Here is a 23,921-nt window from a genome sequence, read left to right as displayed (position 1 = left end):
TTGCCTGATCGCAGCGTCCACCGCGTGGAAGTCCGGCGGACGCGACAACCAGCCAATTCTGGCTAGCTATCTCGAATTACGGCGCCAGCGGGATGCGCCGCGCGGGATGCACCCCGCCGCTAACGCACTTCGTATACCTCGACGAGGACGAGGCCGGAAGAGGCGGAAGCTGGGACGACCTGGGCGGTGTAGGAGCCGGGCGGGAGGGTGATCACCAGGGCGGCGTCCTTGGAGGAGTTGTCAGGCAGGCCGAAGGCGCTGGTGGCGGTGAAGACGGCGCTCGGGACGGTGCCGCCCCAGTTGTCGTTGGCTGCGAGTTCGGTCTGGTTGGTGAAGAGCGTCAGTTTCGGATCAGCGAGGTAGTTGGTCACGCCGAGCAGCCCAAGGCCCGGGCCGACGGCCCGGATCAGCACGGTGCGCGCGGTATCGCCGCCTACAACAAAACCAACGGTCACCATCCCGGTATCGGTACCGAGGTTGGTGCGGCAGGAGAGGTTCACGAGGCGCGGGGTTTGCTCGGTGAACGCGCCCCGCGTGGTGTCGTACACCTCGACGAGCGCGATGCCGGCGCCGCCGTCGGTGGCGGTCACGCGGGCAGAGTAGAGCCCCGAGGCCTGCGCGAGGAGCGCGGCGTCCTTGCTCGTGGGCTGCAAACCGAACGCCCCGCACGCGGAGATCGCATCGCGCAGGGCGGGCGTACCGCCCCAGTTGTCGTTCTGCGCGAGCAGGCCCGAGGCGCCGTACAACTCGAGTTGTGGGTCGGGCACGAAGCCCGGCACGGGGAACACGTCGAGGGTCGGGCCGATGCCGCGCACGAGGAGGTTCGTGGCCCCGTTGGTCACAAACCCAATTGTCAGGGCCTCGGCACCCGCGGCGGTGCGGCTCAAGGCGGAGAGGTTGGCGAGGTGGCCGGCATTGACCGGTTGGGTCGCGGTGACTGTGAGGCTCTCCGAGTCGGTCCAGACGCCATTGATGCTCCCGCGCACTGCGTAGGTCGCGCTGCCGGAGGCGCCGGCGTGCCCGAGGTACGTCGGGCCGACCGCGCCCACGATCGGCGCGCCGTCACGGTACCACTGATACGTCACGCCCTCGATGACGTCCCGGACCGTGGCGGCGAAGGTCGCGTTCGGGATCAGCGTCACGGCCGGCGCAACCTTCTGCAGTGCGACCAATGGGGCCAGCGTCGTGGTCTGGGTCACCCAATCGCTGCCGGCGGAGATTTTGACCGTGTAGCGGCCGTAGGCCCGGGCGGAGACGGAGGCCAGGTAGGTCGCGTCCGTGGCGCCGACAATCGCGACATCGTTCAGGTACCACTGGTACGTCAGTGGCACGCCATTGTCGCTCGTGGCGTTCACGCTGAAGCTGGCCCCGGCCCCCGGCGCTCCTGTTTGCGACGCCGGGCCGGAGATGATCCGGATCGGCCCTTCGCGTACCGTCAACTTCGCGACCGCCGACGTGGTGGATCCGGCCGGATTGCGAATGGTGACGCAGTAGTCTCCGGCATCCAACTTGCCCACGGCCTGGATTTGCAGGGTCGCGCTCGTCGCGCCCATGAGGGGCGTGCCATCGCGGCGCCATTGGTAGCTGAACGGACCGGTACCGGTCGCCTCGACTCGGAGAACCGCCGGTTGACCCACCCGCACGTCTTGCGATTGGGGCTGAGTGGTGATGGCAAGGGGTCGCGGATTTGGGCCCTTGAGGGACAACGCGAGCAGTCCTCCGTTCGACGCGACAAAGACGGTGTTGCCGGCGTACAGGGGACGACCACCGGAGTCTGGCAAATAGCTCCGACTTACGCTCACGCCGTCCGTCGTGATGCCGAGACAACCGGAAGTCGTAAGGATCAGGCCATGCGGCGACGCCGTATGATAGGACCAGTAGCCCAGCCCGCGTTTGCTCCAGGTCATGCCGTCCGGTGACGTGTAAAGGTCGCCGTTGCCGAGGGTGCAGAAGCCGAGCCCGTCCTGCCACACGACCTGCCTTTGGTAGGCAGAGTGCCCCTGGTTGGCGGCGGTCCATGTCAGGCCCGAATCGCGTGAGACCACCGTGAGCCCGGCATCGCCGACAGCGACGACCATCTTTCCGCTTGGATCAGTGCCCACGCCGTAAAACGTCTTTTCGACGCCACTCGGTCGACTCGACCACAGCTTGCCGTCGCGCGAGATCAGGATAGTGCCGGCGCTTCCCACCGCAACGAAGCCAGTGTCGGTTGTGGCCACTCCGTAAAGCGAGATTCCAGGCGACAGCGATTGCTCCACCCAGGTCCGGCCATCGCTGGAGGTCAGGGCCGCGCCCGAGGACACCATCACGTACGTGCCGTCACGATAGACCGGGCCGTAGCAGGAGCGGCCGGTGGGCGCATTCGCCGGCTGCGTGGTGCCGTTGGCGACGAGCAGCGCCGAGGCATAGCTGCGCGAGTCCGTGCTGGAGTAGCCGTTCGTGCTGAACACCACCGAGCCATCTGGCAGCTCCAGGCAACCGTTGAGTGTTAGTCGCGGTTGCGCATCCGCGACCTGCAGGCGATCGAGCGTCGCCCCGAGCCAGGTCAGGCCCCGGTCGCCCGTCGCGACGTAGAGCCCATTGGCCTTGCCGAGGGCGTTGATCGAAAGGGACGGATAGAGAAGGCGCGTCCACGTCATTCCATCCTTCGACAGCAGCAGGCAGCCGTACGAAGCGACGGCAAACTGGTCGTCGATCACCCCCGCAAATGAGACCCAACCCGCGCCTGTGAGTGGGACTCGCGTCCACGTGGTGAAGTCCTTTGTCAGGCAAGCGACGGCTCCGTACGTGCCGTTCACGGACCCGTAGAACGCGACCATCCATTGCCCATTGAGGGAGCTTACACCGCCGCACTCGGATGCCATTAGCTCCGGAATCGCGGGCGCCTGCGTCCAGGTAACGAGGTCGGGCGAGGTGCAGACGGTACCGTTGCTGAAAGCGGCGACCCAGAGGCCATTGTCGTAGGCGAGATCGAAGTTGTACCAATTCTGGCTGAGAAGCTGCCTGAAGCTCGTCCACGTCACGCCGTCGGTGGAGGTCGTGATCTGACCCCCGCTGGCTGCCACCCAGGTGCGATTCAGGTAGTACACCGACTGGATGGCATTGGTGACACCCTTGATTTCGCTCCAGGTCTTGCCGTCAGTGGAGCGCCACAGGCTCGGGATCGAGGTACTGGCCACGGCATCGTATCCGCCCGTGCCGATGATGATCTGCGTGCCGTCAGTCGCAATGCCCTGCAGGGGCGCGCTGGTGGTCAGCGGCTGCGCCGACCATGTGCGGCCGTCCGCCGAAGTCTGGAGCCCGCCATATCCCGCGACAGCCCACCACTGATCATTGGCATGGACCATCGCACTGATCGCGTTGCCCTGCGGCTTGGGTATGATCCAGGCCCAGTTGCTTGGGGCCGGTGTGTTCACCGAGACCAAGTTGGTGAGGTCCACGCCGTCGGCATACGACGCTTTCACGAGGATCGTGTGGGCGCCGATCGCCTCGGGTTCCCAGGTGAACGTGGCGTTGGGGACGGTGCTCTCGGCCCAGAGCGCGCCATCGATGTACAACTGGGTGCGCAGGGGCGGGGTGACAGTCCGCGTGGCGATCGTGGTGCTGCCGCCGTACACCGCGTCGCTGACGGTGATGATGGGCATGCGCTTGGGGTCGAAGAACGTCACCTCGACGTCGAGGGTGCGGTCGGGGCCGGTTCCGCTGACGCCGAGCGTGCTCACGGCGAGGCCCGCTTGCATGTCGGTGAAACGCGTTCCCGGCGTGAGTGCGCCGTCGAGGGCGGAGGTGGTTCGCGGCGTCATATCCAGCATCTCCGTGTCGCTGCCACTCGCGTCCTGGGTCCAAAACACGTAGGCGCCCTCCTGAATGTTGGCGGCGGGGGTGGTGTTGTAGGTGCTCTTCCAGCCGCCGCGATAGCTGATGTAGTAGGTGCGCGCGTCGTTCTTCTTGTACGTGAGCGCGACGATGTCGCCGGCGCGCGGGGCGTTATGATCGAAGGCGCGAAGGTGATATACCCCACTGCGCGTCAGCGGAGCGATTTGGGCGCTGTCGAGCCAGCCGTAGAGGCGCTTGAATGAAGGATTGAAGTCGACGGTCATGCCGCCGGCCCCGCTCCCGCCCTGGGTATCGTACGGGTCGTTATATTCCTGATGGACGCCGCCGTCGCTGATGGGGTCGCCGTCGGAGACCTTCCAAAGATTCGCGTGGACCACGCCACAATTATGCCCGAGTTCGTGGCTCGCCACCCGGAGCGTAAAGTCGCCGTTGTACCACGTTGAGCGACCGCTGACTTGACCGAGCCCCGCCCAATTGAACTTCGAACCCGCAATGCGGCTGAAGCTCGCGAACACGAACAGATACCGATCGTAGGCACCCGGGTAGTCGACCGCGGCGAGAGCCTTGGCCTCGGTCTCGATGTCCCACGAACGGTCGTTGGTCGCATAGTATTCAGCGGTGCGAGACAGTCGGTACGTCTTGGCGGCGACGGTGGTGACGAGGGAGGTCTTGCCGTAGGACGCGGAGGCGTAGAACGGCGCGATCTGCTCGTCCATCAACTGGCGGCAGTACTCGTCGGTGTAGGGAACGCCCGGGAGGTCCGAGAAATCCACGCGGATCACGAGGAGGGTCTTGGGACCGTTGGCCCAGGTGTTCGTCAGCGTGACGGCGGCGACCGCCGGGTTGGCGATGACCGCTTCAAAGTCGTGCGCGGCCGCGGGCCCGGGAGCCAGTTCGGACTGCCGGATGGCCGCTTCGGTCCGGGCGAGTTGAGTGCGATCCGCAAAACGGAAGATGCGGCCGCCCGCGCGACCGAGTACGGTGCCTGCCGGCGTGCCGCCCGGCGGCAACATCGCGGGGGGCAGCGTGGCTGCGTCTACCACCTGGATGGCGTTCTCATCCATCACAAAAGTGCCGTCGACGAGCACGCCCTGCAGGGGAATGGCCGTCTTGCTTTGCTGCTCAAGTCGCCGCCCATAGACGATTGCAGGATAAACCTGGCCCTCAAGGCGCACGAACCGCTGGAGCCGCGGCGGCTCACTGGAGCCGGCGGGCGGCGTGGCGCAGAGCACCAGATAATCGCCGACGGCGGACACCGGCCGCTCGGAGGCGTCGCGGATCTCCGCCGGCAGCGCGGCGTACTCCTCCAGGCTGAGCGCCTGCGCGGGGACTGCCTGCGGATCCGAAGCCAGCACTGTGCGCAGAGAGGCGAGGCGGGCGTGCGCGATTTCGACACCCTCGCGCAGCGGGGCGGCGGCGAGGCGGTGGCGGCGCGCCCAGTCCTGCAGGCTGGATTTGTCCTCCGGCAACCGGGCGGCAGGGGCCGCGGGGTCAGGGGAGAGCGTCGCGGCCGGGGCGGCGCACACCAGGAAGAGCAAGGCGACAGGGAGGGTTTTGAGACGCATCAAGCGAGAGTTCCGGGGGCGTACCACACGCGAGCCCGGGATTAGGGGTCATCGACGCAATTCGCGGCGGGCTGCTGGACGCGATTCGGTTATTTTTTTGGGGCCGTGGCGTATCCCGTGCCTGCCTACGGAACGGTGGTCGTGACGGGGAGAGGTGCTCTGCAAGGCGGCTGCAAAGCGCGCGGGTTTAGGCCGGTTTTGGCACGCGGACCGGGCTGCTTGGCGACGCGACGCGCGAATCCGCACATGCAATTACATCGGCGCCGTAAATCGGTGTTCCACCCGTACGCGGGGGCGAACGCGACGCCCGCGCCCCAGTGTCCAGCCGCGTCGGATACGAACGCCCCGCTGCCCGGCTTACCCTGATTCGGGTACAACCGGCTCCGGAGGCTGGCCGCAAGGCGCTCAACTGGCCGGACGAATTGACGATAGGCACGTGAGATTGCCCGGATTTTGGCGATCGCCGCTGCTACCCACCCTCCCAGAACGTTGCGCTCATGCCTTCTCCCTTACGCTTCCTTGCCCCTTCGGCGGGCGGCATCGCCAGTTGCCTGCAGCAGCCGGCCGGCCGGACGCCCCAATTGGGGTCATGCGCCACATTCGATTTGCGCGGAGCCGGCTCTCGGGTCGATATGCGGGAACCTGTGACTCTCCTTCCTGCGAACAGTCTCGGGTCGGCTTACAACGACCATCGCGCGGCGCTCCGCGTACTCGCGGATGCGTCAAACGCCGTCGCGCCCCAGGCGCCGCGGCCCGTTCCCGTCCTGCCGTAGCCCAGGCTTTCCGGTAACTCCGGCTGGTGTGCGCCCGTCAAACGCGGCGCCGCCTCCCCTTCTCATCAGCGAATCCATCCATGAAACTGCGTATTCTCACCGCCTCCCTGCTCGCCCTCGTGGTCACCGCCACCGTGTCCGCCCAGCTTAAGAAACTCGCAATCAGCGACGTCAAAGCCGGCTCCGGTCTCGTCCAGGCGGCCGCCCGGAACAACACCGGCCTCGGCCTCGAGCGCATCGTCCAGGGCTTCGATTCCCAGCTGATCGACCGGATGCACAACACGCGGAAATTCCAGATCATCGCCCGCTCCGATCTCAAGCAGCTCGATAAGGATGACGCGGCCGGCCAGCAGGGCTTCAAGGTGCCGTCCGCCGACTACGTCCTCGTGACCACGCTCGACGACTTCCAGGATTACCAGGAGAGCATGACGCTCCCGTCGACCGGCGAGAAACTCACCAAGCGGATCATCCGGGTGACCGCCGTGGCGAAGATCTATGACGCCGCCAAGGGCACGCTGCTCGAGACCGCGAACGTCACCCTGGCGATTCCCGACGCCGGCGCGCAGTTCAACTCCCAGCGCAATGGCGACCTCTCCGACGCCCTGCTGCAGAAAGTTGTGACCGCGATTGCCGACGCCACCGCCAACCGCGTCACCGACGTGATCTTCCCCGCCAAGATCATCACCCGCACCGACAAGCAGGTGACGATCAACCGCGGCGACGGCACCGCGATCGCGGTCGGTCAGGTCTGGGAGGTATTCGCCCTGGGCAAGGAGCTCCGCGATCCGGATACGGGGGAGGTGCTCGAGCGCGAGCGGCTCAACGTTGGCAAGATCCGCATCACCCGCGTCAACCCCAAGACCAGCCTCGCCGAGGTGATCGAGGACAACGGGGTCACCGACGGCGCCATCGTACAGCCGGTCGCCGCCAAGTAACCGCCCCGGTCATTCCAGCATGAACCTCCGCGTTACCTGTCTCGCGCTCGGCGCCGCGCTCCTCGCGCTGTCGGGCTGTTCCACCTACACCGAAACCACGCGCGACGCGACCGATGCCCGGCGCGCCGGCAACTTCCAGGCGGCGGCCCTCGAGGCCGAAAAGCTCGCGCAGAAGCACCGCCAGGACCAAGACACCGTGGTGTACCACCTCGAGGCCGCCGCGGCGTACCGCGCCCTCGCGCTCGGCCAGTTGCCGCCGCCCGCCCCGGCCCCCGTCGCCGCCACCGCGGTCGGCGTGCCGAGTGCCGCGCCCGCAGCCGTGCCGGCGCCCGACGACTCCTGGAAGCTCGCGCCCTACCGCAAGTCCCTCGAGTTCCTCGCCATCGCCGACGACAAGATCGACGAGTACGAGGAGAAGGCGAAGCACAGCCTCAGCACGGGCGCCGTCATGGTCGTCACGAACCCGCAAATGACGCCGTACCGCGGCCAGGCCTATGACAAGGTCATGGCCAGCACGTATGCGGCCCTCAACTACCTCGCCCTTGGCGAGACCGAGAAGGCGCGCGCCTCGTTCAACAAGGCCTACAACCGCCAGGCCGACGCCGTCGCGGAGAACCAGAAGCGGATCGAGAAGGAGCAGGCCAAGATCGCCGCGGCCAAGGAGGGCAAGCTCCAGGCCGATGACGGCAAGTCGAGCGCCCAGCAGGTCGACATCGCCAAGTCGCAGTCGGACCCGAAGGCCAAGGCCGCCGTCGACGACATCGCCCGTGCCCTCGACGGCCGCATCGCGGCCTACGGCGACTATGTGAACCCGTTCACCGTTTTCGCCGACGCGCTGTTCATGACCGCGTGCTCTTCTGACCGCCAGGAGCAGGAACGCGGGGCCAAGCAGTTCCTGCGCGTCGCCTCCATGGTGCCCGGTAACGAGTACCTCAAGCAGGACGCCGCGCTCGCCGAGGAGCTCGCCTCCGGTCGTACCCAGATGCCCAAGACCACCTACGTGATCTTCGAGTCGGGCGAGGCGCCGCACCGCGAGGAACTCCTGATCCCCATCCCGATCTTCCTGCTGCAGAAATCCGGCCAGCCGCCCATCTACACCCAGCTGCCGCTCTACCGGCTCGCGTTCAACGACACCTTCAACGCCGCCGCGACCGTCACCGCCGGCGGCCGCCAGCTGACCACCGCGCCAGTGTGCAACATGGACTCGGTCATCGCGCGGGACTACAAGAACAACCTCAGCACGATGTGGCTCGACGCCTTCCTCTGCGCCTCCACCAAGGCCCTGCTCAACTACGAGATCAACGAACAGGCCAAGAAGAACGGCAGCACCACCGGGATGGTGTTCGGCCTGATCAGCAGCGTGATCAACGCCACCACCACCCGCGCCGACACCCGCACGTGGTCCTCGCTCCCGAAACAGTTCTCGTACGCGCGCCTCGCCGCGCCCGACGACCGCGTGCTCACCGTCTCCACGCCCGACGCCATGACCAAGACCGTCACCCTCCCCGAGGGCACCGTCACCGTCGTGTACGTGAAGCAGATCCACCCCGGCCAGCCGCTGCTGGTCGACACCTTCAAGCTGCTCTGAACATGAAATTCGTTCCTCACCTCATCCTCGCCGCCACGGCGCTCGGCCTCGCCGGGTGCTACAGCGTGAACACCGTCCAGAACGCCAACCCGGCCGCGCAGCGCCGCGTCATCGCCGACAGCCGCGTGACCTGGGACAACACCCTCGACGGCAAGCTCGGCGTCGGTGCCATCATCGACACGACCGGTACCAAGGACCTCCGCTCCATCCAGGTCGACGTCTCCAACCTCTACGCCTACGCGCTGAACTTCTCTTACAAGATCGAGTGGTTCAATCGCCAGGGCGAACTCCTCGACTCGCCGACCGGCGGCTGGAAGTCGCTCCACCTCGAGGCCCACGAGACCTCCGTCATCAAGGAGATCGCCCTCTCGCCCGCCGCCGTCGACTTCCGGATCAAGTTCCAGGAAGGCAAGGGCTCCAACACGATCTTCTGATCCCCGCCCGCCAACCTCTTTTCCCTTCCACTCATGAAGAAATCCATCCTCGCCCTTGGCGCCTGCGGCGTCATCGCCCTCATCTCCGGTTGCGGCACGCCCGCCACCTACACCGATCCGTCGAGCTCCAAGACTGCCGTCGTGAGCCTCAACAAGATCAACGTGCAGGACTGGGATAGCGCCGCCAACGAGATGATCCAGAGCCTCCTCGGCTCCCAGACCCTAGACCGCGCGCCGAAGCAGCCCGCGATCCTCGCCATGGACCGCATCGTCAACAAGACGAGCGACGCCAATCTCGACACCGACATGCTCGAGAAGAAGATCCGCATCGCGCTCAACAAGTCCGGCAAGTGCCAGACGACCACGACCTACGGCGTCAAGGCCGAGTCGCAGATCGCCAAGGACACCCAGGATCGCGCCGCCTTCCTCTCCGGCGCCGGCCCGGTCGACCGCTCGCCCGACTACACCCTCACGGGCAAGATCATCGAGGACGTCGCGCGCGACGGTAGCACGCGCCAGGTCACCTATGTCTTCCAGCTCTCCCTGACCGACAGCCGCACCGGCACCGCCGTCTGGGAGGATGAGAAGAAGATCCAGAAGACCGGCACCCGGTCCGCCGTGGGTTGGTAAACCGCCGCCCAGCATCCCCCCTGTCCGCGGGCGCGCGGCCCACCCCGCCGCCGCCCGCGCCCCCTTTTTTCCATGAAGAAACTCTTCTCGCTTCTCGCCACGGTCGCCCTCGCCGCCACCGCCTTCGCGGCCGGCAAGACCGCCGTCCAGGAGTCCGTCACCGCTCTGCCGACGCAAGTCCAGGAGCGCACCTACCAGGTGGACGGCAAGACCGTCACCGAGCGCATCACCACCTCGCAGGTGAAGGAGACCAAGGTCTCCACGCCGATCCCGCAGCAGTTCCGCGCGGCGATCTTCATCGCGAACCGCGCCGGCTCCCAGTTTGACCCCCAGATGGAGGCCTTCGAGGACCTCGTCACCGCCCGTGTCACCGACCTCGGCTTCCAGGTCCTCAGCAAGGGCGTCATCGCCGACTCGATGCGCAAGTTCGACCCCGCGCTCGCCTCCCGCGCACGCCCGGCGGACAGCCTCGACACCCAGCTCTCCGAGCGCAGCAGCGCGCTGCGTCTCGCCCAGGGCCTCGGCGCCGACTACCTCCTCGTCGCCTCGATCGTCAGCGTCGGCACGAAGGAGCGCGCGACGAACGCCTATGGGCTCAACGCCGTGTACTCCGACACGACCCTCCGGTTCTCGTACAAGGTGATCGACGGCCAGACCGGTGCGACCCTCACCTCCGACGCCGACAAGGTCACCTACTCGGCCAAGCAGACCGAAAACTCCGCCGAGAAGAGCAGCGACGTCACCAACGAGCTCCTTGACGAGGCCGCCACCAAGGTCGCCCAGAGCCTCGGCCGCAAGATCGCCCAGGACCGCATCGCCGCCCCCAGCGCTCCCGCCGCAGCCGCCGCGACGCTCACCATCAACACCGAGGTGGCCGACATCGTCATCCCGGACGTCCGCATCGTGAACAACACGGTCACCATCGGCGCCGGGCACTTCAAGGTCGGTGCCCTCAACGCGGTCGTCGAGATCGACGGCGTCGCCGTCGGGTCGGCCCCCGGCACGCTCTCGGTGAAGCCGGGCTTCAGCAAGCTCCGCATCACCCGCGAGGGCTTCAAGCCCTGGGAGCGCACGATCAACGTCTTCAACGGGCAGACGCTCAACGTCGCGCTCGAGCTGACGCCCGAGGCGTATGCGCGTTTCAAGGACGCCACCGCGTTCCTCAATGCGCTGCAAAATGGCGCCAAGCTCACCGACGCCCAGGTGAAGGTCCTTGAGGGCCGGGCCAAGATGCTCAGCCAGAGTGGCTACAAGGTGGACACGAAGGATGCCCCCGCCACGAACATCTTCCTGCACTAGATAACGCTTCCCCGCCTCCGCCGAAGCAACCCGGCGGAGGTTTTTTTGCCCTGATTTTCCGGCCCGCGCCCCGGGGATTCTCCGCGCGCCCGGACTCCGCGCCGGGATCATGGCGGCGCGGCGCGCGGCGTCAGGGCTTGGCGCCCGGCGTCGCCGGCGTGAGCGACAGTCGCGAGAGGTATTCGAACACGAGCTGTTCGAGCTCCGCGGTGTTCTCGGGCGCGGCGATGTCGCCCGCGAGCACGTGATGGTTCGATCCCGGCCGTCCCGCGAACAGGACGGTTTTCACCGGCGCGCGACCGATCCGGGTGAGCACGCGCTCCGTCTCCTTCGGGTCCACGACCCGGTCTTCGGGCGAATAGACCACCAGCATGGGCACGCGCAGCTCCTCGAGCGGCGCGCGTTTCACCATTGTAACGAGCGCCATCATCGGGATGAGCGCGCGCGTGGGATAGGTGGTTGTCCAGTACTTCGACTCCTCGGCGGTCTTGGGTAATCGATGCCGCGTGGCGCCGAAGATCGGGGGCGCAAACTCGCTCGCCCACGGGAGCGTCAGGAGGTTTGCGCGGCCATCGCTTGGGCCGAAGTTCGGCGAGACCAGCACGCAGGCGCTGATCGCATCGGGCCGCTCGAGCGCGAGCCAGGTCGCGACCGTGCCGCCGGTCGAGGTGCCGATCACGACCACGCGCTCGCCGAGCCGGCGGCCGATCTCCAGGGCTTCGATGCCGTCGTTGAGCCAGTCGTTGACCGTCGCGTCACCGAGCGCCTCGCCGGGTCGGCCATGGCCGGTGAAGCGCGTGTAGAACAGGTTGGCGCCCAGGCGCGCCGCCACGCGGTCGGAGAGTGGGGCGGTTTCCTGCCGCGTCGCCGTGAAGCCATGCAGGTACACGAGCGCGACCGGGGTGCGGGTGTGCGCGGCGTTGGCCCAGATGATCTTCTTCTCCGCGCCGGGTACGATGTCGGTGAAGCGCGCCTCCTCCTTCGCCACGGTCAGGTCGAGGTCAGCCTCGAGGGCCAGGGGGCGCGGATGAAAGCGCGTGTCCGGTCGTGGTCCGGCGAAGAACACGACGGCGAGCACCAGGAAAAGACCACCCAGCCCGATAGAGATTCGCCGCAGGAGCATGGTGCCTCAAGGCATGTGCCAACCCGGCAGGTTTCAAGCGGTTTTCTGCGCCGCCGCGCCGTCGGCCGCGACTCCGCCGCCGCGAAATGTCTCCCGGTCAGTGCCGCCTTTCCCGGCCCTGCCGGATTCGTCCCAACTTCGAGATGCGTGGGTTCCGCGGGCGGACAGAACGTGTCATAGAAAATTGCATACGCGATACGTAAACTCCTGTCGATTAATGAGAAAACAACATGCGCGCCGATTGGCACGCGCGCTGCAAATGGGGCGCATGTCCTGCCGGAGTCCGCCCGCGCCGCACGGTGCGAGCGAGCGGGAACCGGCCGACCCATTCCCACATGAACCTCAAATCCTCCCTCCTCCTCACCCTCACCACGATCGCCGCGTTTACCGCCACGGTCTCCGCCAAGGAGTCTTGTGCCGCCTGCGGCCAGGAAGTCGGCAGCAAGCCGGTGCCCGTCAAGATCGTGAACCCGAGCGATCTCCCTCCCACCTTCAAGAAGGCCTCTCTCGAGGTCGTCCTCACGGTCGACGAAAACGGCGTGCCGCACGATGTGCGCGCGATCGGGTTGGTGGACGAGAAGGTCGAAGAGCGCGTCGTGACCGCGGTGTCGCAGTGGCGTTTCACGCCGAGCTACCTGAACGGTCGCGCGATCCCTTCCCGCGTGGTGCTGCCGCTGGACGTGCTGGCGGACGCGTAAGCGCGGGCGTTGTGCCCTTGGTTGGTTAGCTGGAGCGCAGGCGGGGTGCGCCTGCGCTCCTTACTTTTTGGCGGTCCACTCGGCCTGTTCCGCCCCGATGGCCTGTGCCTTCGCGCGCTGCGGCTCCAGCGGTCAACGGAGTCGCCGCTGACGGGCCGTGTTGGCCGGCGCGATCGGGACGGGCGGCACGGTCGCCGCGGGCGGCGGGCGAAGAATCTCCTCCATCAGGTTCCGAAATTCCGGCGCGTCGCGGAGAATGCGGCCGCCGACCGTCACGAGCCGGTCGATGGTCTCGGGCGGCAGCGTGAAGGTGGTCGGCACCTGCGCGAAGATCGCCCGCTCGGCGGGATCCTTGAGTTGCGCGAAGTCGACGGCGATCAGGTGCAGCCGCGGTCGCCAGTCTCCGGTGGCGATGTCGCGGTTCCAGTCGTCGACGCTGCGGCGGACGAGTTCGAGCAGCACGCCGTTGGTGCGGCGGATCGCGCTCTTGCTGAGGGCGGAGGCGACGGCGCGCAGCCCCGGCGTCTCGGGATGGTCGCTCCACTCGGCCTTCGGTTCGATCGCGGCGTTGACCACGATGAACACGATGTGGCGCAGGCTGTTGGCCTCCGGCCGCATGAGGCCGCTCCAGCCGCGGGTGGCGGCGAGGGCGTCGACGAGATTGGAGACGCCGAGGTTATCGGCCAGCCCACCGTCGACGAGGTGCACGTACGCGCGCCGGCGTGGGTCGATCGGGGTCTGGGTCAGGCGCACGAAAGGCTCGGCGTCAGCCTGCGCGGCGACCGTGGGCGCGGACGGCAGCAGCGCGACCGGCGGCGGCGGCGGCACGCGGTCGGCGTACGTCTTGAGTGTAATCGGAGTCAGGATACCCGGCACGGCCGAGGAGGCGGCGACCGCGCGCGAGAGGGGGTAGCGGGCAAGGTCGGATCCGATCTCGTCGAAGCTCTGCTGCGTGAAGGAGAATGTGCTGAACGTGTCCATGTCGGTCGCGTTGATCACGAGCCAGGGACGCGTGGCCGGGCCGCGCAGGAGGTCGCCGTAGGTGGCGCCGTGGAAAAGGAGTTCGTCGTAGTACTCGGCGGCGAGATCGCTACGCGCGTAGCGGTCGGACATCAGGCGCCAGCGGTGGCGCAGCGAGAGGAAGCGGTGCACGAGCTCACCTTGCACGTCCTGCTTGAGGAACGTCTTCTCGAAGTCGCGGAAGAGCCGGTCGCCGTAGAGGCAGTAGTACGCGGCGGGGAAGCAGCCGCCCGACACGGCGCTGATGGCCTGCACGCGATCGAGGAGGTTGCCGCCGCCGGGCATCGGCGTGAGCGCGAGCTCCTGCATGACGCCGTAGGAGAGGGCGGACGCGCGGATGCCGCCGCCGGAGAAGAAGAGCACGACCGCCACGCGATCGGGCGAGGTCGACGCGAGTTGCACGCGGACGTTGTAGCCGGACGCGGCGGAGGCGCCGGGACCGAGCGGGGAGTTGGCGGCGAGCGCGGCTGGGTCAAGCGGGGCGTTGAGCGGCGCCTGGGCGCAGCCGGCGAGGATGGCAGCGGCCCCGAGGGCGAGAATGCCGGGAAGCCGTCGCATTCGCGAGAGACCGCCGACGAAGCCGGACCGAACTCGCTGCGCTGGAAGCATGTGATAGATCGATAGCACGCCGTGCCGGAAGCGGAAGCCAGAAGCCGGAGGGGCGGAGGCCAGAAGCCGGAAACCAGAACCCGGAGGCCGGAAGCCAGAGGCCAGAGGCCGAGACACGAGCTCAGGCATGGTAGCGCCTGGTGAGGCGCCGCGAGGACGGGGGCAGCGTCCTGCGGTGGATGAAAACCTGTGACAAACCTCGGGGCGTCGCTCTCACTCGTGGCCTTCGCCTCATGGATCGCATCGTCCGGCTCCTCCAGCAGTTCAAAGCACCTCAGGTTTTCAATCCGTGGACGGATGAGGATCCGCTCGATGCGCTGGGCGGGGCGTCGGCGGGGCGGGTGGAGCGGTTGCGCGCGCATTTCGACTGCAAGCCGGCGGTCGTCCTGCTCGGCGAGGCGCCTGGGTATCAGGGGTGCCACTTTTCCGGGATCCCGTTCACCAACGAGAAGCTGATCCTTGAGGGGGCCATTCCGCGCGTGACGTCGGTGTTTCGGCTCACCACGCGGGAGCGGCCCTGGTGCGAGCCGTCGGCAACGATCGTGTGGCGCACGTTGCGCGAGCTCGGGCTGGCGGAGCGCACTGTCCTCTGGAACACGTTCGCGTGGCACCCGCACAAGCCGGGCGACCGGCTCTCCAACCGGACGCCCACGCGAACCGAGGTCGAGTCCGGGCTCGAGGTTCTGCGGGCGGTGTTGAAGCACTTTGCGGGCGCGGCGGTCGTGCCGGTTGGCCAGATCGCCGGCCGCACGCTGGCGAGTCTCGGCGTGGAGGCGCTACCGCCCGTGCGGCATCCGGCAATGGGCGGAGCAACCGCGTTCAGGAAGGGCCTCGAGGACCTGCACCGCACCGGCGTGCTGCGCCGCGAGTAGCAGCCAGAGGCCAGAAGCCGGACGCCAGAGGCCTGAAGCCGGAGGCCGGATGTCAGATGTCAGAGGTCAGACGTCGGAAAGAAGCGTCAGATCCGGATATCTGTTCTGGCTTCAGGCTTCCGGCTTCAGGCTTCCGGCTTCGGGCTTCCGGCTTCGGGCTTCCGGCTTCAGGCCTCCGGCTTCCGGCGTCTGCCGTCTGACCTCTGACGTCTCGTCTTGGCAGAGCGCTTCGCCTTCGCGCGCTGGCGGGTGCCGGGCTCGACGCCAATGCGAGGGTCCCGGCGGCGGACGAGTTGCACGAGCCGCGCGGCGGTGGACTCGAAGCCGTCGGAGTCGTCGGCGAGGTAGAGCCACTTCGGCAGGATGGCGTGGGGAGTGAGTGCCGGAAACTCCTGGCGCAGCGCCTCGTGGTGCTCGCGTTCGGTGCAGACGAGCAGCCCGCGCCACGGCTCGGCGCGAGCGATGAAGCAAAGCATGAGCTTGCCGCCGACGTAGGCGGCCTTGGCCCCGAACATCGCGCGGAGCACAAACGTCGGCTCGTCTTCGAGCGGCTCCCAGAGCCAGGCGTATGGGTGGACGCGTGTGATTGCCGACGGGTCGCGTTTCATGGGTGGCAGGGCCGGGGAGCGGAGCGACGGGCGAGCCTAGCGCACCAGCGTGCGCTTCAGCCAGTCGACCACCTGCTGCTTGTACTGCGGGGCGAGGTTGTCCCAGCTCCGCATGCCGTGGTTGCCGCCCTTGATCTTGATGAGCTCGACCGGCACCTGTGCCTGCTGGAGGCGTTGCTGGAACTGAAGCGACTGGTCGAGCGACACGCGGCTGTCCGAGGTGCCGTGGAGCAGCAGAAACGGGGGCAGGCCGGGCTTGATGCCGTGGATCGGGGACGCGGAGCGGAGGATCTCGGCGGACTTCTCGTCGAAACTGTCGCGGCCTATCAGCTCGGCCATGGTCCGGCCGAGCGCGGCGCCGTGCGGGTATCGGCCCACGAGATCGAATGGCCCGTAGAACGCGACGACGGCCGCCACGCGCGTGCGGTCATCCGCCCGCGTGGCGGCGAGCGCAACAAGGTGGGCGCCAGCCGACTCGCCCGCGATCGCGATGCGTTTCGGGTCCACGTGGAACTCGGCGGCGTGGGCTTTCACCCAGCGGATGGCGGTCTCGACGTCCTCGATGCACGCCGGGTACGGGTGCTTTGGCGCAAGGCGATAGTTGATCGAGAACCAGGCGATGCCGTTTGCGGTGAGCGGGTCATGCAGCGGGGCCATGTAGCCCTTGGACGGCCCGCCCGACTTGTCGCCCGCGCTCCAGGCGCCGCCGTGCACGAGGATCACCGCCGGGAACGGGCCGTCACCGGCGGGAACGCAGGCGTCGAGCCGCAAGCTTTCGCCCGCGGCCGTGCCGTATTCGATGTCGGATTGGACGGCCGCGCGGGCGGCGAGCGTGAGGGTGAGCAGGCAGGCGAGCAGGGCGGCGAGTTTCATGGGGTGCCGCGGAGTATTGCCGTCGTGCCCGGCATGAAAAGGCGGAACCGGCGGAGAGGCGCCGGCCCGGCGATGGCTTTCCGGGCCGGTCGCGCGACGCTCAGGCGGCGGACTCGGCGGACGGGGCCCGCAGTTGTCGGGTGCCGAGGCATTCCGGATACCCGCGACAGCCCCAGAATTGCGCGCCGGTGCGTGGGCCGTTGCGCACGGTACGCAGCGCCATGGGTCTGCCGCAGCGTGGACAGGCCGGTCCGGTGGGAAGCGGGGCGTTGGGCGAGTCGCCGGTCGGGGATTCCGCGCCGGCGCCGGGGGTGGGGCGTGGTGGCGGGGTGGCCGTGCCGGACGGGCTGCCGCCGCCGGCCACGTAGACCTGCTCGAGGCCGCGGATGTGCTGATTCACCAGATACAAGGTCTGGCAGATGACGCAGATCAGGGCGTTCGCGACGACGGCGGGCTCCCGATGCTCGAACCAGATCGAATATGCCACGGCCATCTCCGCGGGCGTCTGCGGGGGCGGCGGCGCGGCCTCCGCACCCGATTCTTCCGGGCGTCGCGCCCGGCCCACGGCGATGACCGTCTGGGCCTCCGGCGACTCCTTCGGCCAGTACGGCAGCGTGCGTTCGCGGAGAAACTCCTCGAGTCCGAGCCGCACCTCGTGGAACGCAGCGCGCGCGGCTTTCGTGGCCGCGAGTTCCTCGGCGCACTGCGCGGCACTGCACCGGCCCGCCTCGAGCAGGTGCTGGACGGTGCGCCGCCCGGCCTGGATCAGGTCGTCGTAACCCGCTGACCGGGGGTCGACAAAGCGCGCGCAGAAGTCGGCGATCGTGTCCTGGACGAGGTGAGCCTTGTCCACGCAGCGCTGCAGCCGCCAGACCGGCAGCGGCACGCGCCCGGCCGGCCGGGCGCGCGCGTCGCCGGCGGGCGCCGGTCGGTCGGGCTCCGCGGCCGACGCGGTCGAAGCGGGAGTGGTGGGGGAGGAAACAGGACGTCGGTCGCGCGAATCGCGCACCGCCGTCCCGGAGCGGTTGGGGGATGGAGATTGCATGTTGATGCCGTTGGGGCCGCGCCATCTTCCGCTCCGGTAAAAAAGTGGCAAGCAATTGTACAAAACAATGAAAGTTGACCAGAAGAGCGATGCCGGAAGTGTCACGTATTACGTGACACTTTCGGGCGGAGGGAGCTGGCGCCGGTGGCACGCAATACGTGACCGTTCCGCGCCGGATCCCCTCTGGGGATGTCGGCCACGGTCACGTAATCCGTGACACTGCCTCCCCCGGACGGGCGCAAAAAAAGTGTCACGTAATACGTGACACTTTGGATGGAGGTACCGCTGGCCCTCGATAATTGAACTTTACTCCCAGCCGATGGGGCGGCCGGCGTTTTCCTTCTCCAGCCACTGCATAAGCGGGGCGTAGTACTCGACCATGGCGCGGGTGGAGAGCTCCTCGCCGGTGGCGTCCTTGAGGACCTTGCGCCAGTCCTCGGTCGCGCCCTTGGCCATGATGCGCTGGAGAAATTCGCCGGCCTGGCGGTTGTGGGCGTAGTTGCAGGACTGCGGCGGCTGGTGGAGGAAGTTTTTGGCGATGTAGTCGTTGAGCTGGTACTTGATGACCTGCGCGATCGCGTAGGAGTAGTAGTAGCAGGGCGTGTCGTTGATGTGTGTCTTGGTGGCGGGATCGCAGAACTCCTCGCCGCGGTCGGCGGGAGGCTCGATGCCCTGGAAGTCGCGAACGTACTGCCACCAGCGGGCGTTCCATTCGGAGGGCGGGAGCTTGTGCGCGTAGATGTCGGCCTCCCAGTGCGTCATGACGCCGGACGACCAGTAGATGAACGGCACGCCGGGGGCGAGGGCGGCGGACAGGAGGAACGCGTTGTCGTCGGCCTTGAAGTCGGCGGGCAGGACACCGACGGACTTCAGGTAAGGCGCCTGGGACGAGGCGAGGGCGATGAGCTCGCCCATACCCTCGTGGAAGGCCGGGTTGGCGCCAGTGCGGAGCAGCGGCGGGACCTCGGGGCGGGAGTAGCTGAGGAAGTAGAACCCGTGGCCGAGCTCGTGGTGGGCGGTGGAGAACCACCACGGGTTGGCCTCGATGCTCATGAGCGAGCGCACGTCGTCATCGAGGTTCACGTGCCAGCACGAGGCATGAGTGTTCTTCTTGCGCGGATCGCCGGCGGGGACGGGGTAGAGGTCGGACTTGGTCCAGAACGAGGCCGGGAGCGGCTTGAAGCCGATGCCGGTGTAGAACTGCTCGGCGGACTTGATGATGAACTCGGGGGTGCGGTCCTTGAAGAACGGAGTGAGGTCGGCGGCCTCGACCAGGCCGTCCCACTCCTGCGACCAGCGGTTGTTGATCCAGTGGGCCGGGATGCGTTTCGGCACGGGCTGGCCGTACTTGGCGGCGAGCTTGTACTTCACCCAGGTGTGGAGTTGGAGGTAGAGCGGGCGCAGGACCCGCATGAACTCCTCATTCAGCTTCAGCATCTCGTCGGTGCTCATCTGGTAGCCGGCGACCTGAAGGGCGAAGTAGTCGTTGAAACCCATCTCCTGGGCGACGCCGTTGCGCAGGTCGCGGAGCTTGATGAGGCCGGGCTTAAGGGCGCGGCCAGACTCCTTGGAAGCCTCCCAGACCGCGCGCCGCTCGGCGAGATCAGTGGAGGACTGGAGGAGGTTGTCGATGTCGTTGGCCGTGACCTTCCGGCCTTTGAGCTTGAACTCGAAACTGTTGAGCACGGAGGCCTGGGCGGTCTCGGCGGCGATGCGGGCGGCGACGAGGGGAGGGTTGGTCATCGGGCCCTCGGCGGCGTTGAGCAGCACGCGGTCGAGCTGGCGCCAGGTGATCTCCCTGAGCTCGGCGCGATGGGTGAGGAGTTCGCGCGCCTCCTTGATGAGGGCGGGGTTGCCGTTGAAGGCGGCGTACGCCTTGTGGGCGGCCTCGTAGCCGGCGTCGTGGGCGGGTGAGACGTCGGTGACGGCAGCCCACTGGGCTTCGCCGTCGACGGTGGTGAGCGCCTGGTAGGAGGCGTTGACGAGGCTCAGGAAGCGATCGGCGCGTTCCTGGTAGGATTCGGCGGCGAGGAGCGCGGAGCCGGCGAGGAGACCGCCGGCCGCGAGCAGGGAGCGGAGCATGCGCATGGCGCGCACGGTAGGCGGGAGTGTCGGGCGAACAACTGGATTCTGGCGGGGGGCGGCCGCTTTTGCGGTGGCCGGGCCGACCGCGACCCGTACGCTCCGCGCCACTATGATGCGTCGGTTTCCCCTCGGCGGGCTCGTGGTGGCGTTCCTGGTGATCCTCGTCGGCACCCTGCGGCCGGTGCGCGCGGCCGAGCCGGCGGACGACACCGAACTGAAGTTCGTGCTCGTCGTGACGCGGCATGGCGTGAGGTCGCCGTTGCCGGCGCAACGGACGACGCTGGCGCGCTATGCGGCGCAGCCGCTGCCGGAATGGGAGGTGCCGCCGGGTCATCTCACGCCGCACGGGAAGCGGCAGATGACCCTCATGGGCGAGTATTACCGCGCGCGTTTCGTCGCGGAAGGGTTGCTGTCCGGCGACGTGGCGCGGGACACGGACCGCGTGTATTTCCGATCGGACAGTGATGAACGCACGCTGGCGACGGCCCGGGGGCTGGGCGCGGCGCTGTTGCCGGGCGTGGAGATCGCGGTGCAAGCGCGTCCGAATGACGGGCTGGACCCGCTGTTCCTGCCAGTGCGCGTGCCGCTCGGGAAGCCCGATCGCCAGCAGGCGGTGGCGTCGGTGCTGGGTCGCGTGGGAGGCGATCTCAACCGCGCGGTGCAGGCGAACCAGGCGGCGTTCGCGACGCTGCAGCGGATCCTCGTGGGTGAGTCGGGCGAGGTGCCGGCGGGCAGGCAGCCGGTGCTGCCTGCGACCACGACCGTGACGCCCGGCAACGCCGACCGGCTCCTCTCGGTGGGCGGACCCTTGTACGTCGGCTCGGCGATGACGGACGTGCTGATGCTCGAGTACGGCAACGGCAACCCGCTGGAGCGGGTGGGCTGGGGGCGCGCGACGCCCGAGCGAATCACGCAGCTGATGACGCTGCACTCGCTGTATTTCGAGCTGTCGCAAGCGTCGTCGTATCCCGCGCAGGTGCAGAGCTCGAATCTGGCGAGCCACATCTTGGCGAGCCTCGAGCAGGCGGCGTCGGGCCGGGCGGACGCGCGGGCGTTCGGCGGACCCGGGCACAAGGTTGTGATCGTGGTGGGCCACGACACGAACATCGCGAACCTCGGCGGCCTGCTGGGGCTCAACTGGTGGCTGCCCGGCACGCAGCGCAACCCGCTCCTGCCGGGCGGCGCGCTGGTCTTTGAGCTGCGCGAACGCCGCGCCGATCGCCAGCCGGTGGTGCGGGTGTCGTACGTGAGCCAAACGCTGGACCAGATGCGGGAACTCACGCCACTGACGCTGGCGCAGCCGCCGGCGATCGCGCGGATCTACGTGCCGGCGGCGAGCGGGGCCGGGGAGCATTTTGACGCGCCGTTGCCGCGGTTTGCGGCGCGCGTGCGGGCGGCGATCGACCCGCAGTTTGTCACGGCCGACCCCAACTGAGCCCGCCACGCGGGCGTCGAGCGGTGGGTTGCCTCGGCGGCGTTCGCTCCTATCGATTGGCGGGATGAATACTTTCCTGGCTGAGCGACGGGCGCGGGTGGGGGCGGCATTGCCGCTGGGCGATGCGCTCCTGGTGGTGGGGTCGGGCGTGCCGGTGCCGCTGCCCGAGGGCAGCGACCAGACGTATCCCTTTCGCGCGCATTCCGAGTATTACTACCTGGCGGCGAACGAGCCGGTGGACGCGGTGGTGGCGTTTGATCCGCGCGACGCGGCGAAGGGCGGTCGCACGGATGCCGGCTGGGAGCTGTTCGTGCCGGAGGTGACCGAGGGCGAGCGCGTGTGGGAAGGCCGCACGCAGATGCCCGGTCGGCTGCGTGGTGAGTTCGCGGCGTGGCTCCAGCAACGGGCGGGCCGGCCGGTGGTCGCGCTCGGGGCACCCGTGGCGGGCGTGGTCGCCAACCCGGCGCTGGCGGAGAACGTGCGACGCGCGTTCACGCATGCGCGGCGACCGAAGGACGCCGGGGAGATCGCGCGGTTGCGGCGCGCGGCGGCCGCCACGGCGAACGGGTTCAACGCCATGCCCGGCCTCCTGCGGGCGGGCGTGACCGAGCGGCAATTGCAGATTGAGCTCGAGGCGGGATTCTTCCGGGGCGGCGGCACGCGCACAGGCTTCGGCACGATCGTGGGCTCGGGGCCGAACTCGGCGGTGTTGCACTTTGAGCCATCCGACCGTGCGGTGCGTGCCGGCGAATTCGTCCTGATCGACGCCGGCGCCGAAGTCGACCGCTACACGGCGGACGTGACGCGCACTTTTTTTGTCGGCACGCCGACCGGACTGCAGCGCGACCTGTACCGCCTCGTGCTGCAGGCGGAGGAGAACACGATCGCACGCTGTCGACCGGGGGCGGAGTGGAAGGACATCCATTTTGCGGCGGCGCGTGACATGGTCATGGGGCTCGTGGAGATCGGCGTGATGCGCGGCGATCCGGCGACGCTGATCGAGCGCGAGGCGCACTTCCTGTTCTTCCCACATGGCGTGGGCCACATGGTCGGGCTGGGGGTGCGCGACGGCAGCGGGCTGGCGCCGGGGCGGACGAAGGACCCGCGTCCCTCGCTCAAGTCGCTGCGCATGGATCTGCCGCTGGCCCCGGGGTACGTCGTGACCGCGGAGCCGGGACTCTATTTTGTGCCGCCGCTGCTGAACGATCCGGCGCGGCGCGAGCGTTATCGCGACTGCATCAACTGGGCGCTCGTGGACGCCAACCTGCACATTGGCGGCGTACGCATCGAGGACGACGTGCTCGTGACCGACGGCGCGCCCGAGGTGCTGACGGCGGCCATCCCGAAGGCGTTCACGGCGGTGAACGCCTGAGGACGGGCGGCCCCGGGGGGATTGTCCTTATGACGAGGCCAGCGGCCTTCTGACGGGGGGCGGAGTATCCGGACATTATTCTGCCGAGTATCTGGACATTATTCCAAGTTGCCCGTGGTAAGCAGATTATAATTGCAGCCTCCGGCCCTGGGCTCCTGCACGGGACGTCCTGACGTGTCTGCACCTTCGCGGCGCGCCGTCAGCGCGGCGCGGAGAGCGAGAACGCCCTTCGGGAGTGAAAGTGAGAGTGGGGGGGCGCTCAATCCACCCAGGCAGGACACGGAGGCCACCGAGATCGGAGGAGGGGCACCGAGCGAAGATCCGGGTGGGCCGGCTTTCCTCCGTGACCTCCTCCGGCCTCCGGGCGCTCTGTGACGAGCCCGAGCCCGAGGACGAGAACGAGAACGAGAACGAGAACGAGAACGAGAACGAGAACGAGGGTGCGGTCCAATACACCCGTCCGCTTAGCTCCTCACGCCCGATTCCGCGCGCACACCTTCACTCTCACATTCACTCCTCACTTCGCCGGCGTCAGCGGCGCCGGCGAGTACTCCATGTACCTGGCCGTTTGTTCGGCGAGGGCGGGGCTGTGCAGGCGGGAGACGAGGTGGAGGGATTGTTCGATGCCCGCGGAGATGCCGGCTGAGGTAAGGATACGGCCGTTGTCCACGAAGCGCTGGTCGCGCACCACCGTGGTGTCCGGCGCGAGCTGGGCGAGTTCGTCGAGGTTCTCGTGGTGGGTGGTCGCGCGCAGGCCCTTCAGGAGACCGGCCTGGGCGAGGACAAGGGAACCGGTGCAGACCGAGGCGACGATCTCGGCGGTTTCGGCGCGGTGGCGGATCCACTCCAGCAGGGCGGGCTTCTTCAGCAGCGGACGAGTGCCGGCGCCGCCGGGGATGATCAGCACGTGCGGACGCGGGGCGGACTCGAGCGTGTGGGTGGGGACGATCTGCAGCCCGTTGCGGGCGCGGACGGACGACGGGGACTCGGCGATCGTGAACGGGTGGAAGAGCGTGTGGCCGCTGAGCTCGTCGGCGACGCCGAACACCTCGAACGGACCGGCGAAGTCCAGGACCTCGACCTCGGGAAACACCAGGATGGCAACGTGGCGGCGCATGGC

Annotated in this window: 17 protein-coding genes; 9 read left to right on the top strand and 8 right to left on the bottom strand. The window is 67.9% G+C overall.

Annotated elements, in window-relative coordinates; translation table 11 throughout:
- Positions 1-119: 119 nt before the first annotated feature.
- A complete protein-coding gene (locus DB354_RS04435; protein ID WP_146180105.1) occupies positions 120-5,402 on the bottom strand; it encodes an immunoglobulin domain-containing protein in 5,283 nt (1,760 codons plus the stop codon).
- Between the two features lie 853 nt (positions 5,403-6,255).
- On the opposite strand from DB354_RS04435, the gene DB354_RS04430 reads away from it, so the two are divergent.
- From DB354_RS04430 to DB354_RS04410, 5 genes are all read left to right on the top strand, one after another.
- The gene (locus DB354_RS04430) at positions 6,256-7,110 is read left to right on the top strand and encodes a hypothetical protein (RefSeq protein WP_107834227.1); all 855 of its coding nucleotides are present in this window, start codon (positions 6,256-6,258) and stop codon (positions 7,108-7,110) included.
- A gap of 19 nt (positions 7,111-7,129) precedes the next feature.
- Entirely contained in the window at positions 7,130-8,698 is a 1,569-nt protein-coding gene (locus DB354_RS04425; protein ID WP_107834226.1) for a hypothetical protein, read from the top strand.
- Positions 8,699-8,700: 2 nt separating this feature from the next.
- Entirely contained in the window at positions 8,701-9,132 is a 432-nt protein-coding gene (locus tag DB354_RS04420; protein ID WP_107834225.1) for a YcfL family protein, read from the top strand.
- Between the two features lie 33 nt (positions 9,133-9,165).
- Positions 9,166-9,762 carry a penicillin-binding protein activator LpoB gene (locus tag DB354_RS04415; RefSeq protein ID WP_107834224.1) on the top strand — a complete coding sequence of 199 codons (597 nt, stop codon included), beginning with the start codon at positions 9,166-9,168 and terminating at the stop codon, positions 9,760-9,762.
- Between the two features lie 72 nt (positions 9,763-9,834).
- Entirely contained in the window at positions 9,835-11,061 is a 1,227-nt protein-coding gene (locus tag DB354_RS04410; RefSeq protein WP_107834223.1) for a PEGA domain-containing protein, read from the top strand.
- Between the two features lie 130 nt (positions 11,062-11,191).
- On the opposite strand, the gene DB354_RS04405 is transcribed toward DB354_RS04410, so the two are convergent.
- On the bottom strand, positions 11,192-12,184 hold the full coding sequence (locus DB354_RS04405; protein ID WP_107834222.1) for an alpha/beta fold hydrolase: 993 nt from the start codon (positions 12,182-12,184) through the stop codon (positions 11,192-11,194).
- A 335-nt stretch (positions 12,185-12,519) separates the two neighbouring features.
- Between DB354_RS04405 and DB354_RS04400 the strand changes: the two genes are divergently transcribed.
- Complete coding sequence (locus tag DB354_RS04400; RefSeq protein ID WP_158277367.1) at positions 12,520-12,882, top strand: energy transducer TonB; 363 nt, start codon at positions 12,520-12,522, stop codon at positions 12,880-12,882.
- Between the two features lie 132 nt (positions 12,883-13,014).
- On the opposite strand, the gene DB354_RS04395 is transcribed toward DB354_RS04400, so the two are convergent.
- Complete coding sequence (locus DB354_RS04395) at positions 13,015-14,460, bottom strand: patatin-like phospholipase family protein (RefSeq protein ID WP_158277366.1); 1,446 nt, start codon at positions 14,458-14,460, stop codon at positions 13,015-13,017.
- A gap of 284 nt (positions 14,461-14,744) precedes the next feature.
- On the opposite strand from DB354_RS04395, the gene DB354_RS04390 reads away from it, so the two are divergent.
- Positions 14,745-15,383 (top strand): uracil-DNA glycosylase, encoded by a 639-nt coding sequence (locus DB354_RS04390; RefSeq protein ID WP_107834219.1) that lies wholly within the window; start codon positions 14,745-14,747, stop codon positions 15,381-15,383.
- Between the two features lie 167 nt (positions 15,384-15,550).
- Here the strand turns inward: DB354_RS04390 and DB354_RS04385 are convergent, their stop codons facing one another.
- The 4 genes from DB354_RS04385 to DB354_RS04370 all read right to left on the bottom strand — a co-directional run bounded on the left by DB354_RS04385 (position 15,551) and on the right by DB354_RS04370 (position 19,997).
- Positions 15,551-15,991: a hypothetical protein gene (locus tag DB354_RS04385; RefSeq protein ID WP_107834218.1), complete on the bottom strand. Its 441-nt coding sequence runs from the start codon at positions 15,989-15,991 to the stop codon at positions 15,551-15,553.
- 36 nt (positions 15,992-16,027) lie between these two features.
- Positions 16,028-16,864, bottom strand: a complete 837-nt coding sequence (locus DB354_RS04380; protein ID WP_107834217.1) for an alpha/beta hydrolase — start codon at positions 16,862-16,864, stop codon at positions 16,028-16,030.
- A gap of 100 nt (positions 16,865-16,964) precedes the next feature.
- Positions 16,965-17,909 carry a topoisomerase DNA-binding C4 zinc finger domain-containing protein gene (locus tag DB354_RS22485; protein ID WP_199226792.1) on the bottom strand — a complete coding sequence of 315 codons (945 nt, stop codon included), beginning with the start codon at positions 17,907-17,909 and terminating at the stop codon, positions 16,965-16,967.
- A gap of 306 nt (positions 17,910-18,215) precedes the next feature.
- Positions 18,216-19,997, bottom strand: coding sequence for a M2 family metallopeptidase (locus DB354_RS04370; protein WP_146180104.1), 1,782 nt, complete (start codon positions 19,995-19,997; stop codon positions 18,216-18,218).
- Positions 19,998-20,106: 109 nt separating this feature from the next.
- Here DB354_RS04370 and DB354_RS04365 point away from each other — a divergent pair, with 109 nt between their 5' ends.
- Together DB354_RS04365 and DB354_RS04360 are read left to right on the top strand one after the other, a co-directional pair.
- A complete protein-coding gene (locus DB354_RS04365; protein WP_158277365.1) occupies positions 20,107-21,429 on the top strand; it encodes a histidine-type phosphatase in 1,323 nt (440 codons plus the stop codon).
- Positions 21,430-21,493: 64 nt separating this feature from the next.
- Positions 21,494-22,801 (top strand): aminopeptidase P N-terminal domain-containing protein, encoded by a 1,308-nt coding sequence (locus tag DB354_RS04360; RefSeq protein ID WP_107834214.1) that lies wholly within the window; start codon positions 21,494-21,496, stop codon positions 22,799-22,801.
- 517 nt (positions 22,802-23,318) lie between these two features.
- On the opposite strand, the gene DB354_RS04350 is transcribed toward DB354_RS04360, so the two are convergent.
- Positions 23,319-23,918 carry a DJ-1/PfpI family protein gene (locus tag DB354_RS04350; protein WP_107834212.1) on the bottom strand — a complete coding sequence of 200 codons (600 nt, stop codon included), beginning with the start codon at positions 23,916-23,918 and terminating at the stop codon, positions 23,319-23,321.
- Between the last annotated feature and the right edge of the window lie 3 nt (positions 23,919-23,921).

Source organism: Opitutus sp. ER46, from assembly GCF_003054705.1.
In the GTDB taxonomy this organism is placed as follows: domain Bacteria; phylum Verrucomicrobiota; class Verrucomicrobiia; order Opitutales; family Opitutaceae; genus ER46.
Note: the sequence above shows the minus strand (reverse complement) of the source record. Positions and strands in the feature narration are given on the sequence as shown.